This window comes from Psychrosphaera sp. (assembly GCF_982872775.1).
The window spans coordinates 65768-84217 of sequence record NZ_CEYNSH010000001.1 but is presented as its reverse complement, the minus strand read 5'-3'; the positions used below and the strand labels follow the sequence as shown (position 1 = coordinate 84217).

The 18450-nt window shown below is 42.8% G+C and carries 19 protein-coding genes; 10 read left to right on the top strand and 9 right to left on the bottom strand.

Annotated elements, in window-relative coordinates; genetic code table 11:
• Positions 1-23: 23 nt before the first annotated feature.
• The gene (locus AC4E96_RS00390) at positions 24-1811 is read right to left on the bottom strand and encodes an ABCB family ABC transporter ATP-binding protein/permease (protein WP_490254599.1); all 1788 of its coding nucleotides are present in this window, start codon (positions 1809-1811) and stop codon (positions 24-26) included.
• Positions 1812-1957: 146 nt separating this feature from the next.
• Between AC4E96_RS00390 and ccmA the strand changes: the two genes are divergently transcribed.
• The 7 genes from ccmA to AC4E96_RS00355 all read left to right on the top strand — a co-directional run bounded on the left by ccmA (position 1958) and on the right by AC4E96_RS00355 (position 6152).
• Positions 1958-2608, top strand: coding sequence for a cytochrome c biogenesis heme-transporting ATPase CcmA (gene ccmA, locus AC4E96_RS00385; RefSeq protein WP_490254560.1), 651 nt, complete (start codon positions 1958-1960; stop codon positions 2606-2608).
• A gap of 2 nt (positions 2609-2610) precedes the next feature.
• Positions 2611-3300: a heme exporter protein CcmB gene (gene ccmB, locus AC4E96_RS00380; protein ID WP_488032029.1), complete on the top strand. Its 690-nt coding sequence runs from the start codon at positions 2611-2613 to the stop codon at positions 3298-3300.
• Positions 3300-4064, top strand: a complete 765-nt coding sequence (locus tag AC4E96_RS00375; RefSeq protein ID WP_488032030.1) for a heme ABC transporter permease — start codon at positions 3300-3302, stop codon at positions 4062-4064. Before ccmB ends, AC4E96_RS00375 begins: the two co-directional genes overlap by 1 nt.
• 5 nt (positions 4065-4069) lie before the next feature.
• Positions 4070-4303 (top strand): heme exporter protein CcmD, encoded by a 234-nt coding sequence (gene ccmD, locus AC4E96_RS00370; RefSeq protein ID WP_488032103.1) that lies wholly within the window; start codon positions 4070-4072, stop codon positions 4301-4303.
• Positions 4304-4327: 24 nt separating this feature from the next.
• The gene (gene ccmE / locus AC4E96_RS00365; protein ID WP_490254559.1) at positions 4328-4819 is read left to right on the top strand and encodes a cytochrome c maturation protein CcmE; all 492 of its coding nucleotides are present in this window, start codon (positions 4328-4330) and stop codon (positions 4817-4819) included.
• A gap of 63 nt (positions 4820-4882) precedes the next feature.
• Positions 4883-5533 carry a hypothetical protein gene (locus AC4E96_RS00360; RefSeq protein WP_490254558.1) on the top strand — a complete coding sequence of 217 codons (651 nt, stop codon included), beginning with the start codon at positions 4883-4885 and terminating at the stop codon, positions 5531-5533.
• A 49-nt stretch (positions 5534-5582) separates the two neighbouring features.
• Positions 5583-6152, top strand: a complete 570-nt coding sequence (locus tag AC4E96_RS00355) for a phosphoribosyltransferase (protein WP_490254557.1) — start codon at positions 5583-5585, stop codon at positions 6150-6152.
• Between the two features lie 113 nt (positions 6153-6265).
• Here AC4E96_RS00355 and AC4E96_RS00350 read toward each other — a convergent pair whose 3' ends face one another.
• Genes AC4E96_RS00350 through ompR form a run of 3 tightly spaced genes read right to left on the bottom strand, consistent with a single transcriptional unit; the run spans position 6266 to position 8582 of the window.
• Positions 6266-6514, bottom strand: coding sequence for a hypothetical protein (locus AC4E96_RS00350; protein ID WP_488032034.1), 249 nt, complete (start codon positions 6512-6514; stop codon positions 6266-6268).
• 17 nt (positions 6515-6531) lie between these two features.
• Positions 6532-7839 (bottom strand): two-component system sensor histidine kinase EnvZ, encoded by a 1308-nt coding sequence (gene envZ, locus AC4E96_RS00345; protein WP_490254556.1) that lies wholly within the window; start codon positions 7837-7839, stop codon positions 6532-6534.
• 23 nt (positions 7840-7862) lie between these two features.
• Positions 7863-8582, bottom strand: coding sequence for an osmolarity response regulator transcription factor OmpR (gene ompR, locus AC4E96_RS00340; protein WP_488032036.1), 720 nt, complete (start codon positions 8580-8582; stop codon positions 7863-7865).
• A gap of 193 nt (positions 8583-8775) precedes the next feature.
• On the opposite strand from ompR, the gene greB reads away from it, so the two are divergent.
• From greB to AC4E96_RS00325, 3 genes are all read left to right on the top strand, one after another.
• Positions 8776-9258: a transcription elongation factor GreB gene (gene greB / locus AC4E96_RS00335; protein ID WP_488032037.1), complete on the top strand. Its 483-nt coding sequence runs from the start codon at positions 8776-8778 to the stop codon at positions 9256-9258.
• Positions 9259-9283: 25 nt separating this feature from the next.
• Complete coding sequence (locus AC4E96_RS00330) at positions 9284-11623, top strand: Tex family protein (RefSeq protein ID WP_488032038.1); 2340 nt, start codon at positions 9284-9286, stop codon at positions 11621-11623.
• A 131-nt stretch (positions 11624-11754) separates the two neighbouring features.
• Entirely contained in the window at positions 11755-12693 is a 939-nt protein-coding gene (locus AC4E96_RS00325; RefSeq protein ID WP_490254555.1) for a GyrI-like domain-containing protein, read from the top strand.
• Between the two features lie 127 nt (positions 12694-12820).
• Here AC4E96_RS00325 and AC4E96_RS00320 read toward each other — a convergent pair whose 3' ends face one another.
• From AC4E96_RS00320 to lysA, 5 genes are all read right to left on the bottom strand, one after another.
• On the bottom strand, positions 12821-14506 hold the full coding sequence (locus tag AC4E96_RS00320; protein WP_490254554.1) for a response regulator: 1686 nt from the start codon (positions 14504-14506) through the stop codon (positions 12821-12823).
• A 104-nt stretch (positions 14507-14610) separates the two neighbouring features.
• Positions 14611-15570: a tyrosine recombinase XerC gene (gene xerC / locus AC4E96_RS00315; RefSeq protein ID WP_490254553.1), complete on the bottom strand. Its 960-nt coding sequence runs from the start codon at positions 15568-15570 to the stop codon at positions 14611-14613.
• Between the two features lie 42 nt (positions 15571-15612).
• Positions 15613-16272 carry a DUF484 family protein gene (locus AC4E96_RS00310; RefSeq protein ID WP_490254552.1) on the bottom strand — a complete coding sequence of 220 codons (660 nt, stop codon included), beginning with the start codon at positions 16270-16272 and terminating at the stop codon, positions 15613-15615.
• Complete coding sequence (gene dapF, locus AC4E96_RS00305) at positions 16269-17099, bottom strand: diaminopimelate epimerase (protein WP_488032043.1); 831 nt, start codon at positions 17097-17099, stop codon at positions 16269-16271. The genes AC4E96_RS00310 and dapF overlap by 4 nt, the downstream gene beginning before the upstream one ends.
• 70 nt (positions 17100-17169) lie before the next feature.
• On the bottom strand, positions 17170-18417 hold the full coding sequence (lysA, locus tag AC4E96_RS00300) for a diaminopimelate decarboxylase (RefSeq protein ID WP_490254551.1): 1248 nt from the start codon (positions 18415-18417) through the stop codon (positions 17170-17172).
• Positions 18418-18450: the final 33 nt, after the last annotated feature.

Below are 18450 nucleotides of genomic sequence, written 5' to 3'. Positions count from 1 at the left end.
TTTCTTTTGAGGTCATCACAGCACTAAGACTGTGTTTGTTCATTTTGCATTCGCCATAATTGTGCATAGCGACCTTGTTTTGATAATAATACTTGATGCGTCCCTACCTCGACCACTTTTCCTTGCTCGAGCACGACTATTTGGTCGGCATCGACAATAGTAGACAAACGGTGAGCGATAACTAAAGACGTATGTCCTAATGCAATTTCTTTTAATGTGCGCAAAATAGCTTGCTCAGAACCAGAGTCCAGCGACGAAGTCGCTTCATCAAACACCAAAATAGGTGGACCCTTTAAAAGAGTTCGGGCTATCGCTACTCGTTGTTTTTCACCACCGGAAAGTTTAAGACCACGCTCCCCCACTTTCGTGTTTTCGCCTTCTGGTAGACTTTTTACAAAACGCCCTAAATGAGCGTGCTCAATGGCCTGCCAAACTTGGTCATCGGTTGCGGATGGATTGCCGTAACGAACATTTTCAAACAGGGAGTCATTAAACAAGACAGTGTCTTGCGGCACTATTCCAATGTGCTCTCGAAGACTTGCTTGGGTTAACTCTGAAATATTTTGACCGTCAATTCGGATTTGTCCTGATTGAGCGTCATAAAAGCGAAATAACAATTTTACGAGCGTCGATTTACCCGAACCGCTCGATCCCACGACCGCCACTTTTTGACCCGGCTCAATGACAAAGCTAACGTTGTGAAGTACTTGTCTGTCTTGTGAATAACCAAAACTGACATCATCAAATTCGATACCGGCTTGCTTAACAGTGAGAGCTTTGGCATTTGGTTTATCGGTGATTTTGGGCGCTCTTTGCAATAACTCGAACATTTTTTCTATGTTTGCCAGCGAGCCTTTAATTTCTCGATAGACAAACCCCAAAAAGTTAAGTGGCATAAACAGCTGCATCATAAAGGCATTGATCAAAACAAAGTCACCTAGCGTCATACTTTTATCAACAACGCCCTGTGCTGCCATCATCAACATACTGGTCATCGCCGTCGCAACAATAAAGGCTTGACCGCTGTTAAGCGCAAACAAAGTGAGCCGATTACTTCTTCTGGCCTTTTCCCAATCAGCCAAGTCTTCATCATAGCGCTTGGCTTCGTATTCCTCATTATTAAAATATTTAACCGTTTCGTAGTTCATTAGGCTGTCAATCGCACGGGTGTTACTACTGTTGTCCGCTGCATTAGCAGCCCGAATAAATCGCGTCCGCCACTCAGTCGCATATGCAGTAAACGCTATGTAAATAACGATGGCGGTAAGAGTGATAGCAGCAAATGACAAACCGTAGTTATAAAAGAAAATTGCGACAACAAAGATAATTTCCAACAAGATAGGCACGATATTAAAGACCATAAACCGCATCAAGAAACTAATGCCGCTGACGCCTCTTTCCATATCTCGACTGAGCCCACCTGTCTGGCGATTTAAGTGAAAGTCCAATTCGAGTTGGTGAATGTGCTTAAACACGTTGAGACCGACTCTGCGCATAGCCCGCTCTGTGACTCGCCCAAATAAAGTATCACGTATTTCCCCAAGTAAGACATTCAATAAACGAATCACCCCATAAGCAATAACGAGAGCAACGGGAACGGCCGCCAAACTGACCGCTAAGTCGCTTTGAGCATCTAACGTGTCTACGACATTTTTCAAGACAAAAGGCATGCCGACACTGGCTACTTTTGCAAGCACCAAACAGCTCAATGCCATGATCACGCGTATCTTATGTTCCAACAAATAAGGTACTAATGACGTCAGACTGCGCCAGCTGAATTCTGTGACAGGCTCATCTGTCATGTTTCGCATTTTTCTCACTATGTATTCCTTCTTTTCTTGCTTATGAACAAGAAATTTGGGGCTTTATTACGACAAGTCAGCTACCACTTTTTTAACTAAAGACTGGCAATTTTCGACAAGCGTGGGACAATATTCATTGATTTTAACAACTTTGAATGACGCGCGTGGAAAAAGTTAGTTCTGAGACATTACTAGACGGCATAAACCTGTCGTGTATTAAACAAGATCGAGTCTTGTTCGAACACCTCAACGTATCATTTAGACGTGGCGATATTATTCAAGTTGAAGGCCCAAATGGCGCAGGTAAAACAAGCCTATTAAGAATTTTGGCTGGACTTGCAAAGCCAAGTGAAGGCGAGGTTCGGTACAACGGCGTGTCTATAGATGAAGACCCCGAAAGCTACCATCAAGGCCTGTTATATTTAGGCCACAAAGCGGGCGTAAAAGCCGAACTAACCGCTCAAGAAAATTTAGAGTTTAACCTCGCGTTACATCAACAATCCATAGCGCAAGCCGAGTCGATGCTAGCGTCGGTCGGATTGTTAGCTTTTGAAGACTCTCTTGCGGCACAACTGAGTGCTGGTCAACACCGCCGAATTGCATTAGCACAGCTTTGGAACAGCTCTGCTGATATTTGGATTTTGGATGAACCTTTTACTGCAATAGATGTAAAGGGTGTTGCGGCCTTAGAAGAAAAAATACTTGCCCACGCCGACCAAGGTGGTTGCGTTATTTTAACGACTCACCAAGCGTTATCCATTGACCCTGCGCGAGTAAAGTCACTCAAACTCGATTATCGGTTTTAACTATGAGTCATCCATCATTTTCCTACTGGTCCGCATTTAAGCTCATTTTGGGGCGTGACTTACGAATTGCATTGCGTCATAGAGATGACGTGCTTAATCCCATTTTATTTTTCATTATCATCCTCACTTTATTTCCGCTGGGAATTGGTCCCGAACCCAACACCCTATTAAAAATCGCACCAGGGATTATTTGGGTTGCCGCCTTGCTAGCGACTTTGCTCTCGTTAGACCGATTATTTAAATCAGACTTTGCCGATGGCGCGCTTGAACAGTTGATGTTATCACCCTGCCCTGGTTTTATTTGGGTTTTGGCAAAAGTGTGCGCACATTGGCTTCTCACAGGCTTGCCACTCATGTTGGTTTCGCCATTATTAGGTGCGATGTTAAATTTATCTGGTGATAGTCTAGTCGCGGTGGTCGTCACATTACTCATTGGTACTCCGGTTCTTAGCTTCATCGGTGCAATAGGTGCGGCACTGACCGTTGGACTGCAAAAAGGTGGCGTTTTGCTCAGTTTATTGATCTTACCTTTGTATATTCCGGTATTAATTTTTGCTACCAGCGCTATCGACTCGGCAACAATGAATTTACCCTATAGCGGACAAATTGCTATCATAGGGGCTTTATTAGTGGGCTCGATTACCTTAGCTCCATTTGCAATTTATTCAGCATTAAAAGTGAGTACGAATTAATGTGGAAATGGCTTCATCCATACGCTAACCCAGAAACAACATTTAACTTAAGCCAACGACTTATTCCTTGGTTTGGTGGTATCAGTGCGACCTTTTTATTGGTCGGACTAACCTGGGCGTTGTTGTTTGCACCGCCTGATTATCAACAAGGCGAGAGCTTTAGAATATTTTACATTCACGTCCCTGCAGCAACGTTATCTATGGGTATTTATTTGGGCATGGCCATTGCGGCATTTTGCGGCATGGTTTGGCAGCTCAAATTGTCAGATGCCGCCGTCGCAGCCCTAGCTCCCATCGGTGCCGTTTATACTGCCATTGCACTAATTACCGGTGCGGCTTGGGGTAAGCCAATGTGGGGAACTTGGTGGGTGTGGGATGCTCGTCTGACATCAGAGTTAGTTTTATTATTTTTGTACTTAGGCGTCATCGCACTTAACAACGCCTTTGAAGACAAACAAATGGGTGGTAAAGCCGCAGGTATCTTAGCAATGGTTGGCGTCATCAATTTGCCTATCATTAAGTATTCTGTTGAGTGGTGGAATACGCTTCACCAAGGGGCAACGGTCAGTAAATTAGGCAAACCTTCAATGAGTCCAGACATGTTTTGGCCATTTGTCGTTTGCTTTTTGGGCTTCGCCTTTTTGATTGCTGCACTGGCGTGTTTACGTTTCAATTCTGAATTATTATTGCGTAATACCACTCGTCCATGGGTCAAGAAATTGGTTTTAGAAGGCTCAGCTTCTAAACAAGAGAAAGAGGTGTGATGATTATGCAGTTTGATAGTTTTTCACAATTTTTGGACATGGGCGGCTATGGCTTTTATGTATGGCTATCGTTTGGCTCAGGCGCTTTTCTAATTGGTTGCCTCATTGCTCACAGCCGTTATCAATACAATGCCGTAAAGCGAGCGATTGCCAAGAAGATGACAAGAGACCAAAAGCTTAAACAGGCTGCAGAGTTAAATGCTGCGGCTCAACAAAAACAATCTAGCGTACAGAATTAATAACGGTATTTTAAGAGATAAACTATGAACCCTCGTCGTAAAAAGCGCTTATCTATTATATTGGCAGTATTAACAGGGATTGGCTTAATTGCTGGACTGGTTTTATACGCATTAAGCCAAAACATTGACCTGTTCTACAAACCAACTGAAATTCATTACGGTAAACAAGAAACTGGTATCAAACCAACCGAAGGACAAAGACTTCGGATTGGCGGAATTGTTGTACCGGGTTCAGTTATTCGTGATCCAGATAGCCTTCGAGTTCAGTTTGATTTGGTCGATATGCGCACGCCTCTTGTTTTTTCAGAAGACGATATTAAAGTGACGGTTAAGTACAACGTCATCTTGCCTGACTTATTTAGAGAGGAACAAGGCATCGTCGCGAACGGTACGTTGCAAGACGGGTTTGTTGTTGAAGCAAGTGAGGTATTAGCAAAACACGACGAAAACTATATGCCAAAAGAAATTGCTGACCAAGCCAAAGAAGCAAAATCAAATTATAAGAAAAGCTACTAAAAAATAGCTTCAGAATTGACCGAGTTAGTCTTCGGTCACTGCACTTTGTCCAGGAGGTAAAAAGTGACAACGATAGCGTTATGGTTCTTAGGTATTGTATTTGCCATTATTTTTATCGTGATATTGGCAATCGTATACAGTCGATACAAAGAGCTAAAAGAAAAAGAAAAAAAACAACAAGCATTGGGCACTTCAGTTCGTGAAAAACAAAAGGCATTTCGTACTTTATTACAAGGTCTAATAACAGAAAAGCTCATCGCTGCCCCACACAAGCAGGGCATCATGATGCTAATTAATAACTACTTCGTGTATCAGCCAATCAATGATATTAATGTACGTCACTTTGAAGAACTATACAGCTCTTTAGTAGATAGTATTGCCAAAATAAAAGAGGCTCCAACAGAGCACAAGCTCGAGGTTGCTGTCGCATTACACGAATTAGCCGCTGAGCTGCCAATCAGCCCTTCTGACTACTCTGCGCGATTCTATCTAGATGTTGCGCCTATTTTAGTGGACCAAGTCGCTGTCCGTGTAGATGAGTTATTAATTGAGTCTCAACAAACCGCCATGTCTGAAGAGGAAGAAGAAGAAGAGCTCACGCTTGCTAGCGATGAAACAGACAATGAATCTGACCAAATTTCAGCACAAGAAACCAAATCAGATGGTGAGCGAAAGGTAACACTAGTCACTAGAGAGCACATGTCGATTCGTTGATATTCATCTATACTGCATCTTTTTATAATAAAAATAATAGGTCTAAATAATGACAGATAAGAAATACATTACGTCTCAAGAGTTGCTAGAGGACTCGTTCCGCTTAGCACACAAAGTATTTGAAGATGGTTTTAGACCAAACTTTATTGTTGGCATTTGGCGCGGTGGTGCGCCTATCGGTATTGCGGTTCAGGAGTTTTTTGACTTCAAAAAGGTCGAAACTGATCACATCGCAGTGAGAACGTCTTCGTACTACGGTATTGGTAAACAATCTAAAGAAATCAAAGTTCACGGCTTGCACTATCTCATCGAAAACGCCAATGCCGATGACAGCTTACTCATCGTCGACGACGTTTTTGATACTGGACGTAGCATCGAAGCCCTCATCAAACAAATAAAAGCGTTATCGCGATTAAATACGCCTAAAGATATTCGTATTGCGACACCTTGGTACAAACCGACAAACTCAAAAGTCGATATTGTTCCTGACTATTTTGTTAATGAAAGCGAAGAGTGGTTGGTATTTCCGCACGAGCTTTCTGGCCTGTCCGCCGACGAAATCAAAAACGGCAAAACCGAATTGAGTAACATTGTCGACTTATTCGTTAAACCAGAATAAGTCTCTTCACGCCTCATTTGTGTCGTCGGGATTAGGTTCATAACCCTTAATTAAGACGACAAGGGGCTAATAAATTATATCTACAAAAAAGGAGAGCTTGGCTCTCCTTTTGTTTATTCATCTCGAATAACAATAGTGGTTTCACTTTTGTAGGTCGCCGCTGAAAATATTGCCCAAAGATGCACAACCGCTGCAATAATAGCTGGTACAAAAATAACAAACCACAACGCATAACCGCCAATAACCACAATAGCAGTAAACAATGCCGCCAAAATACGACCTTGTACTAAAAAGCCTAAGCCCGGAAAGAACACATTGCATAGTGCTGCAATGACGTTTCCAGCTGATCCTTGTTGAGACATATGATTCTCCTAGTTAGTTAGACACCTGCAATAGGTAATGTCACCCTTGCTGTCAAACCGCCTTCTTCGCGATTAAACAGTGTCACATCACCACCATGCATATCTACAATTTTTTTAATAATTGCCAATCCTAAGCCGCTTCCTTCTACTCCACGCGCCGCGTCTCCCTGAGTAAAAGGTTCAAACAATCGATACATATCCTTTTCGGGAATGCCCGGTCCCGAATCCGACACCTCAAAACTTACCGCTTGATGTTCTGGTGACGTATACGACGTGATTAAAATATCCCCATCTGAATAACGTAGCGCATTTTCGAGCAGATTTGAAATAACGCGTTTAATTGCCACCGGACGAATCATGATCTGAGGTAGGCTAATATCGAGCTCTAACTCAAAATTACGCTCTCGATTAACCTGCTCCGACTCCGCGACATCCTGAATCAAACCATTGAGATCCATCCGTTCCAGCTCTTCCATTTTGTGATGGCGAATGTATTCCATGAACTGGTCGATGATGGCATTCATATCCTCAATGTCGTTAACAATCCCTTCTCGCAAAAACGCTTCAGTTTCTGACATCATTTCTGTTGCTAATCGAATTCGAGTCAAAGGCGTTCGTAAATCGTGGGACACACCTGCCATGATAAAGTTACGGTCTTTTTCGAGTTGCTGAATACCCGACGACATGTGGTTAAAGGCTCTTGTTACCGCGACTATTTCTTCCGAACCGACTTCTTTTAATTTATCTGGGAATTCACCTTTACCCACATCTTCCGCTGCGTTTTGCAATGACTTAAGTGGTCGGTTCAATTGACGGGCAAAAAACCAACCGCCTGTGACACTGACAACACCGATAGCGATAAGGTAAATCAACAAGGGTGATAAGTCTTTCTTTTTAAAACCATCTAACGGAACTTTTATCCAAATATGTGGCGCTTGGGGTGGCCTTACCCAGAAGTAAAAAACGTCACCTTGTGATAGGCGGACTTCGGCTTTGCCACCAAGTTGCTTGGACATTTGAGACGAAAAGTAAGGGTAATATTCGGCCTCGTTAAGACCTTGGAGTTCGGCTTGTTGTTGATCCAGTATGCTGATATCTGTTGCGTCTAAATAACGTTTAGACAAATCTGCACTGATTTTGAATTCTCGCTCGTCTGCGATAAACAAGACTTTTACTTGCTTGGCGAGCAAGTTGTTAATTTGTTGGTAGCTCGGCTCTATAATGTAGGAAACCACACTGTAATAAGACACAATTTGGTTGAGCAACAAAATAAAACCGATCAAAAAGACCGTTTGACCAAATGCACTTCTTGGCAAGATTTTCATAAACGGCCCTTCGTCAAACTACCCTAACCCTTGCCGTCTGGAATAAATACATAACCTACACCCCAGACCGTTTGGATATAGCGAGGCTTGGTGTGGTCATCTTCAATCATTTTTCTTAAACGCGATACTTGAACATCAATACTTCTTTCAAGCGCTGAGTAGTCTCGACCGCGCGCCATGTTCATCAGCTTGTCTCGAGAAAGCGGCTCTCGTGCATGAGAAATAAGTGCTTTAAGAACAGCAAACTCACCGCTAGTAAGCGGCATCACTTCTTCGCCACTTCGCATCTCTCGGGTTGCTAAGTTAAGTGTGAAATCGCCAAAAGTAACCTCTTCTTCTTCCGTTGCTGGTGCACCTGGCACTTCTTTAGATTTGCGACGTAAGATTGCTTTAATTCGAGCCAATAATTCACGAGGGTTAAAAGGCTTAGGTAGGTAATCATCTGCACCTAATTCCAAACCGATAATTCGATCGACTTCATCGCCTTTTGCTGTAAGCATGACAATAGGGATTTCGTTTTCTGTTTGACGTAAGCGTCGGCAGATAGACAAGCCATCTTCACCAGGTAACATCAGGTCCAAAACCAGAAGGTGGAAGTTCTCACGCTCGAGTAACCTATCCATCTGTTCAGCGTTGGCGGCACTGCGAACAATATAACCTTGTTCTAACAGATAGCGCTCTAACAAACTGCGCAAGCGCATGTCATCATCGACAACCAATATTTTTGTAGTTTCTTGTTCCATCAAATTTACCTTTAAACGTCACAACATTACTGAATATAAAGTAAAAATACACGATTGCCAAAGCACACCTAACGCTAGGTTGTTACAAAGTTTGTCAACTCGTTCATATTTCGACCGTTAACCTGTGATTTGCTAGCGCTTTTCAAAAAAAAGTTGCTACAATGACCCTCTAACGGCCCTAACTTTAGATGCAATGAAAACAAACCTAATCACAAGAAGTGGATACCTCAAGCTCCAAGCGGAGCTAGATACATTATGGCGTGAAACTCGCCCAGAAGTAACCAAAAAAGTGACTTGGGCGGCCAGTTTAGGCGACCGATCTGAAAATGCAGATTACAAAGAAAACAAACGTCTGCTACGACAAATCGACCGACGTATTCGTTATCTTCGAAAACGCTTAGAAGAAATCAAAGTCGTTGATTATGCGCCAGAGCAAGAAGGCAAAGTCTTTTTTGGGGCGAAGGTCGAAATAGAAAACGAACAAGAAGAAACACTACAATTTCAAATTGTAGGGCCGGATGAAATTTACGGCGAAAAACAAGTCATTTCAATTGATTCTCCTATGGCTCGAGCCATCTTAAAAAAACAAGTCGACGACGAATTTGAAGTTGCGACACCAACGGGTAAAAAACTGTGGTTTGTCAACGCAATAGAATATCCAACTAAACCTCAGTAACGCCCCACGCTTTTTGGAAAAAATTATGTCAGTACCTCAACAACACATCATTCAACAAATTTCTGTAGAGCTTAATGTAAAAGATAATCAAGTGGCCTCAGCCGTTGCGCTTCTAGATGAAGGTGCGACCGTGCCATTTATTGCACGTTATCGTAAAGAAAAAACGGGCGGCTTAGATGATGCACAGCTTCGTACTTTAGAGTCGCGTTTGGGTTATTTACGTGAATTAGAAGACCGCCGTGGCGTTATCTTAAAGTCCATAAAAGAACAGGACAAACTAACGGCTGAACTAGAAAAAGCTATCTTGAGTGCTGACAACAAAACACGCCTTGAAGATTTGTATTTGCCATTCAAGCCTAAACGTCGCACCAAAGGTGAAATAGCTAAAGAGCACGGCTTAGAACCACTGGCCGACAAGCTATTTAACGACCCAACATTAAATCCAGAAGACGAAGCAAAAGCCTTTATCAATAATGATGTCAGTGATGAGAAAGCAGCATTAGATGGCGCTAAATATATTTTGATGGAGCGCTTTGCCGAAAATGCCGATTTATTGAATAAAATCCGTCGTTACGTAAAACGCAACGCCCACCTAGAATCAAAGGTTGTTGCTGGTAAAGAAAAAGAAGGCGCTAAGTTCCAAGACTATTTTGAACATTCAGAGCCTGCGACGAAAGTGCCATCACACCGCTTACTAGCAATGTTAAGAGGTCGCAATGAAGGTGTGTTACAGCTGACATTAAACGCAGACCCTGAACAAGAAGCGCCGGTGCGCGAGTCTCATTGTGAGCACATTATTGCTGAGCACTTCAACCTCAACTTCAATCAAAAAGCCGCCGATAAATGGCTCAAAACTGTTGTGCAGTGGACTTGGAAAATTAAGATTTCATTGTCGATTGAAAATGAAGTGCTAACCGAAATCCGCGAAGCAGCCGAACTAGAAGCTATTCGTGTTTTTGCTAATAATCTAAGTGACTTATTAATGGCTGCTCCGGCTGGTGCCAAAACGACTATCGGTATTGACCCAGGTTTTAGAACAGGCTGTAAGATTGCAGTTGTGGATAAAACCGGTAAATTATTAGATACAGCCACTATTTATCCACATGAGCCACAAAACCATTGGGATAAATCGATTCGTACTATCGAACACTTGGCTCGTACTCACAAAGCAGAATTGGTTGCAATCGGTAACGGAACGGCTTCTCGTGAAACGGATAAGCTGGCGGCAGAAGTACTTAAAAAAGCACCAGAACTTGGCCTAACTAAAATTATGGTCAGCGAAGCCGGTGCATCGGTTTATTCTGCCAGTGAATTTGCATCAAACGAATTCCCAGATTTGGACGTGTCTATTCGAGGTGCTGTTTCTATTGCCCGCCGATTACAAGATCCGCTTGCTGAACTAGTAAAAATCGAACCAAAATCAATTGGTGTAGGCCAGTATCAACACGACGTAAGCCAAAGCTTGTTGTCAAAGAGCTTAGATGCGGTCGTTGAGGACTGTGTAAACGCGGTTGGCGTAGATTTAAATACCGCCTCTGTACCGCTTTTAACTCGCGTATCTGGTTTAAACAAAACGCTAGCGAATAACATCGTTAAATACCGCGATAGTAACGGTAGCTTCAAGAACCGCAAAGAATTAAAGAAAGTCGAAAGATTAGGGCCTAAAGCCTTTGAACAATGTGCTGGTTTCTTAAAAATTGCCAATGGTGATAACCCGCTTGATGCATCCAGTGTTCACCCTGAAGCCTACCCTGTGGTAACCAAAATCATTGAAACCCACCAGCGAGAAGTCACTGACATCATCAACAACCATGCGTTTTTATCGACGCTAACGGCGAATGACTTTACTGACGAAAGCTTTGGTTTACCAACCGTCAAAGACATTATCCAAGAGCTTGAAAAGCCAGGCCGCGATCCTCGTCCTGAGTTTAAGACTGCCACTTTTAAAGAAGGCGTTGAAAAGATCTCTGACCTTCAGCCAAACATGTTACTAGAAGGTGTCGTCACCAATGTAACTAACTTTGGTGCCTTTGTAGATGTTGGTGTTCATCAAGATGGCTTAGTTCACATTTCATCACTGACGGACAAGTTCGTATCTGACCCGTCTGAGGTCGTCAAAGCGGGTGACATCGTTAAAGTGAAGGTCTTGGACGTGGATGCACCTCGTAAGCGTATTAGCCTTACTATGCGTTTGGACGAACAAGCCAAACCTAAAGCAAATACAGATGCCAAACGTGCGGCTAATTCTAAAGGCCAACGTGGTAACTCTGGTAAAAACAACCAGGGCAACAAAAACTCAGGTTTAGGAAATGCAGCAATGGGTAACGCCTTTGCAGATGCATTTGCCAAAGCAAAGAAAAAGTAGTTAAGTATCATTACAACGGCGCGTTTAATGCCACAAGCGAGTACCAAAGTGATTGTGTTTGATAATCACCAGTAGACTTGCCCTTGTCACTAGACCGCGCTCTGATAATAAAAGTTAAAAGTGGAGTGTGTATGTTTTCTATCGGATTTTCATTGTCGAGAGACATAGTGATAAACCGGCCTTTAGCGGAAGTAATGCAGAACGTTGGTGACTTCAATCACTGGAATACCTGGTCTCCTTGGATTATTCAAGAACCAGACTGTCCAGTCACCGTTGAAGGTACTCCAAATACGGTAGGCCATACACAATCGTGGAAAGGCGACCGCATTGGTTCAGGACAAATCACGATAGCGGCAATCGAAGAAAACAAACGCATCGATTACGACTTGGTTTTCTTTGAGCCGTGGAAAAGCGAATCTAAAACGCAATTTGTCTTTGAAGCGATAAGTGAAACCGAAACTAAAGTAACGTGGGACATGCAAAGCTCCCTGCCTTTCTTCTTGTTCTTCATGAAGAAGATGATGGTTGGCATGATAGGTTCGGATTATGCCCGTGGCTTATTGATGTTAAAAGAATTCATCGAAACAAAGGAAGTTCTGTCTAAAGTCACGATCAACGGAATCAAAGAGCATAAAGGTTTTCACTATGTGGGTTTTCGTCACCAGTGTGATATCACCAATATCAAAGAAACTATGGGTCCAGTGTTCCAGCAATTAGTAGACGAACGCTTACCTATCCCTGATTTGATGATCACTATCAGCCACAAATTTGATTTCGTGTCGGGTAAATGTGAGTTAACAGGTGCCTTTGCGTATCACGAAAAACCTAGCTTTGATGTGCCAACCAATATGGTCTTTGGTGAAGTTCCAGCCCACAAAGGCTTAGAAGTAGACCATACAGGTAGCTACAATCATTTAGGCAACGGCTGGGCAACCGCCAAAAACTATCAACAATTTGCCAAGCTAAAAAGCGCCAAAGACTTGGCTGATTATGAAATCTATCGAAACGCCCCACAAGCGGTGCCAGAGAAAGAGCTTCTGACGAGTATTGTTTTACCTATTAAAGACTAGATGCAATTTAAATCTGACTCAGTTCAGGTCAGGTCAGGTCAGGTCAGGTCAGGTCAGGTCAGGTCAGGTCAAAAATTGTAGCCAATGAAGATAAAACAAAGCCACGAAAATTCGTGGCTTTTTTAATTTATTCAGCTTGAGCCTGAACCTCCACCGCTTCAAACTCACCAGGGTCTATAACGCCCATGAGCTCTGTACTGATCTCTTTAAAGTGAAGCTCCTGCTTCTCATCAAGCGTTGCTTGATCTAACGCTGATAGTGTTTTAAACGCTAACTCTTTTTGATCTAAGTCCAACCCTTCTGCTCGATGAATAGCAACCAAGACTTTTAACAAGCTGAGCGCCACTTTTACGTTTTTAGGTGTTAGCTGTAAGGCTTGCTCTAACGATTTAAGTGCAGGTGCCATCTTTTTCTTTTTAAAGAACTCAACGGCCATACTGTTGAGCTGCTTTGGGGTGAAATGAATTTCGGCTTTTTCTCGCGCTTCCTGTTCCACGTATTTGGCCGTTACTGCGCCAGCCAGAGAATCACAGGCAATCTGTTGTTTAACGGCTGTCAGAAGCGTTTGCGCTTCCTCTCGCTTACCTAACTCGTGATACACCTTAACTTTATCTAGGTTGTCTTCAACCGAGGTGTTTGGTTTGAGGGACACTTGATTATCCACAAGTCTTGTCGCCAAGGCTGGCTCATCTTTGGCATTGAGCAGTCGGGCCCTAACCACCACTAGCTGCTCTTTAAAATGACCAATGTCTTCATAATCATTTTCTAGCTCAGTGATGTACTTTTCGATACGGTTGAGTAGCTCGTGAGATTCCATTGCATCAACACTTTGCGCTAGGTCTAATCCCGAGCGAATAACATTGAACATTAATTCAGGTGAGTCGTGTATCGACTTTTTGGCAAATTTGGCCATATTCACTGTTGCTAAGTATTGCTCGCGCTGATCGTGGTTTAGGCGCGCCAAATCCCAGACTTTTTTGTTACGAGCGATATTACGTGGTGATAACTCTGCGGCTTTTTTAATTTCTTCGTAGGCTTGAACAAAATCTTCATTTTCGACGTGATATTGAGCCAACAAATCAAAGGTGGCGAATCGTGTCTCAACCTTATGTGTCATCGTCTCTAGGAGCTGTTCAATTTCTAAGATTTTGTTCTGCTTAAGTAAAGCGTGAACAAAGCCAAGGTAAATCCAAGACTTTTTCTGCGTTTGAAGTAATTCACGATAATATTCTTCAGCGTCTGAGAACTCCATTAACGCCAGCAGGCACTCGCCTTTCATGCGCAAAAGGTGTGGGTGGTACTTCTTTAACTCAGGGTTGGAAACGTGCCTGTCTATGTAATAAATGGCTTTACCAAAGTCTCGATTGTCGATGCACTGATAAACGTTAAACAGCTTCTGTTTCACACTTAAAACATAGGTAAAGCGGTCGCGAATTTGTTTTACATTGAGAGGTTTGACCCAGAAGTCGTCTGGTTGAAGCTCTGAAATGCTGTTCACTAACGTCTCGTCAGTTTCAGAGCTTAAGAAGATAAGAATGGTACTTTTTGAAACATAGCCCTTAAATTTCATTTCTTCCAAAATATGAAAACCGTCTTTGTCGCTTTTGACATTAAATGCGCATAAAACAACATCAAACTGAGTTTCGGCGCACAAGCGAAGACCATAAAACGCATTTTCTGCACACTTAACATTTCGTAAACCAATTTCATATAGTGTCTGTTTAACAATGTCATGGACAAGGAGATTGTCGTCGATAATTAAGACATTGAGATCTTCTATTGGTTTGGGTGATTTGAGTTCTGAAAACTCCATTTAGTGTACTCCGTTACAACCTAATTTGGGCGAGATGAGTATGCCATTTTTTACTGTACGTTGCTATTAGTACGTTTCTATTATAGATGCAATTTGCCGAGGCGTTAGTCAGATTTTTTTTTGGCTCTGGGATGAGCGGTGTCGTATACCGACGCGAGATGCTGATAATCAAGATGTGTGTAGATCTGAGTGGTAGACAAATTTTGGTGGCCAAGTAACTCTTGAACCGCCCGCAAGTCACTACTCGATTCAAGCATGTGAGAAGCAAAGGAGTGACGAAGTTTATGTGGGTGCAAGTTACCATTCATTCCTTGTTTTAAAGCCCAGTGCTTGAGCCTCTGCTCAATTTGCCGCGTTGATAGGCGATTACCCAGTTTACTTAAAAACAATGCGGAGTTTTGTCCCTGGCTTTGGTCATACTCACTACGGCGTTGTAACCACGCTTTAATAGCCTTAATGGCTTGTTTTCCAACCGGGACGACGCGAGTGCGATTACCCTTACCTAGTACTCTTACTTCGGCGCTGTCAAATGACAAACTATCTGTGTTTAGTTGGGCTAGCTCTGACAATCGCAAACCGCTGCTATAGAACAGCTCTAGTATTGCCTTGTCCCGATACTCTATCGTTGACTCTGGATTAAAGGAGAGTAAACCATCAAGCTCATCTACGGACATATTTTTGGGTAATGCTCGACTACTTTTAGGCGCGCTAATTAGCTCTGACGGATCGATACTTACGACATTGCGCTGCAGTAAAAACCGAAAAAGCCCTTTACACGCAGAAACCTTATTTTGAATTGTACTCGCTTTTAAGCCTGCTCTTTTAAACTCTATTAGCCACGACGATAAATGTAATTCCTGAACGTCTGACCAGCTAGTTATTCCACTTCGCTGCAAATGTAATGAAAGCGAAACCAGTGGATTAAGATAAGTCGAAACGGTATGGGTAGAATAAGCGCGTTCGTATTTCAAAAACGATAGATAGCGCTCTAACGGCTCTGCGAGGGAAGAAGATAATTGTGATTCGACATCAGTAGGAAGAAAAGACACGATGCTGTCCGCCATTGTGTTCCGTTGTGTTGTGTTCCGAGTTGGAACACTTTCAATTTACTTTACTAAATGAACGAAGTGTTTACTTAACAAGCGCGCTAATTCTTTAATGAAAAAAGTGTCCATTTGCGGTTGGAAGTGATCGGCGGCTTTTGCACCAAAGGCTGCAATACCAAAAATTTCTTCACTTTCGTCGTCTTCATGAACGACTTCTATTAACGCGACAGACTTTACTTCTTCATCAAAAACCACGTCCATGAGCTCGACTGAAAGTCTGCCTAAATACGTTCCTTTGCCATCGAGTTTGGCTTGAAGGTGAAGATATGCCTCGTCTTGCGGCTGCAACAATCTGAACTGAACGAGATAAAGGTGTTGTTGGCAAATTTCACTGACGATTTGTTCAAGTTCAGCAATACTTTGACAACCTACCAACGAAATATAGATTTCGCTGATGGCTTTAAAGATCACTTCATTGACCCGAGCATTATCAATCAAAATGGATAGTTGCTCTTCCATTTCAGTGATTTTGGCACGTTGCATTTCTTGGCGTTTTTCCAACAACGAAATCGCCCCACGAGAAATGTGAGGTATTTGAATTTGGGTGACCATTTCAGGGTACTGCGCAAAAAAATCCGGATTTTGCTCTAAGTACTCTTTCACTAGCTTAGGATCTAAGCCTTGGAGGTCTTCGTTATTGGTTGTGACCATTTTGCTCATAAGTGTATTTGTCCATCAAACACATATTCTGCTGGGCCCGTCATCTTAACGGGTGAAGATTCGTCATGCCAACGAATATGCAAGCTACCACCAGGTAAATCTACTTGAACTTTGCTTCCAAGTAAATCTTGAATTCGACCAATAACTACAGCAGCACATGCGCCGCTTCCACAGGCTAGAGTTTCTCCAGCGCCTCGCTCATACACGCGCAACTTTACGTGCTCGCGATTTATAACCTGCATAAAGCCAATATTAGCTTGCTCTGGAAATCGTTCATGCTTTTCTAGCTCGGCACCCAAACCAAGAACATCTGTTGCATCCAAATCGTCAACAACCACTACCGCATGCGGGTTACCCATAGAGACAACGCCTGCCATGACCGTTTTTTCTTTTGTCTTTAGTAGGTAGGTTTTTTCTTGCTGATTGGCAACAAACGGGATTTTTTTAGGTTCGAATATAGGGCGGCCCATATTCACAGTGACCTGGTCCTCACCTTCAAGATACAAGACCATATTGCCAGACTTAGTACTTACTTTGATAGCCGTTTTGTTAGTCAGTCCCTTTAAAAAGACAAACCGTGCAAAACAACGAGCGCCATTACCACACTGCTGGACTTCTGAGCCGTCTGAATTGAAGATTCGGTAATGAAAGTCCAATTCAGGATCGTACGGTGGCTCGACCATAAGTAGTTGATCAAAGCCAATACCAAAATTGCGATCCGCTAGTTTTTTAATTTGCTCTTTGGACAAAAATACATTTTGAGTGACCCCATCGACCACCATGAAGTCATTCCCTAGACCATGCATTTTGGTAAAATTTAACAACATTTAACTGCTCAATTCCTAACTCTGTTCTTAATCATAGTTATATCATTAATTGACGGTGGATAAACCTCCTTTAATCAATTAACGACTCATTTTCCCACAAAGATTCAATCGTTTCGCGTTTGCGAATTAAGTGCATTTTGTCTTTGTCGATCATGATTTCAGCTGCACGTGGGCGAGAATTGTAATTACTACTCATCGTAAAACCGTATGCGCCTGCACTTCGCACCGCCAGTAAGTCTCCGGCCTCAACATTAAGTTCGCGATCTTTACCGATAAAGTCACCGGTTTCACAAATTGGCCCCACAACATCGTACACATTGCTTGGTTTGTCTGTTTGTACCACAGGCTCAATGCGTTGCCATGCTGAGTATAAGGCAGGTCGAATGAGGTCATTCATAGCGGCATCGACAATACAGAAGTTTTTGTCGGCGTTTTGTTTTAGGTATTCAACACGAGTCAGCATGATGCCGGCGTTTGCCATAATCGCTCGGCCTGGCTCAAAAATAATAGTTAGATGTGGGAAACGTTCTAGCTTCTCCATCAGTGCCGCTGCGTATTCGCTTGGATGAGGTGGCTCTTCACCGTTGTACGGAACACCTAAACCACCGCCCAAGTCCAAGTGAGACAACTCAATACCAAAGTCTGCTAAACGGTCGATTAATGCAATAAGCGCATCTAACGCGTCTAAGAATGGTGAAATTTCAGTTAGCTGCGAACCAATATGGCAGTCGACACCTTGCACACTCAGAGAGTCTTGCGCTTGCGCCCACTCAAATAGAGGAAGGGCTTGCTCTAATTCGATACCAAATTTATTTTCTTTTAATCCAGTAGAAATATAAGGGTGTGTGCCCGCGTCAACGTTAGGGTTAACGCGAATTGAAATAGGCGCGACCTTGTTCATGGCTTTTGCTACTTCTGCAATTCTATGCAGTTCAGCTTCCGATTCGACGTTAAAACACTTAATGCCCAACTCCAAACCTAACTGGATTTCTTCAACGGTTTTACCGACACCAGAGAAAACGACTTTGCTAGCATCACCGCCAGCTTTGATAACACGAGATAACTCTCCGCCAGATACTATGTCAAAGCCCGAGCCCATTTGGGCAAGGACATTCAACACGGCGATATTCGAGTTCGCTTTCACGGCATAACAAATCAAATGAGGGTGAGACTTCATCGCATTTGTAAAGGCTAAGAAGTGGCGCTCAATTGTTGCCTTAGAATACACAAAACAAGGCGTACCAAATTTTTCGGCGATTTCTTCGCAATTAATATCTTCTGCAAATAATTGTTTTTGAGAGTAGTTAAAAAAGTCCACGTGATGGTTCTCTTCGGTAAATATGGGATCAAC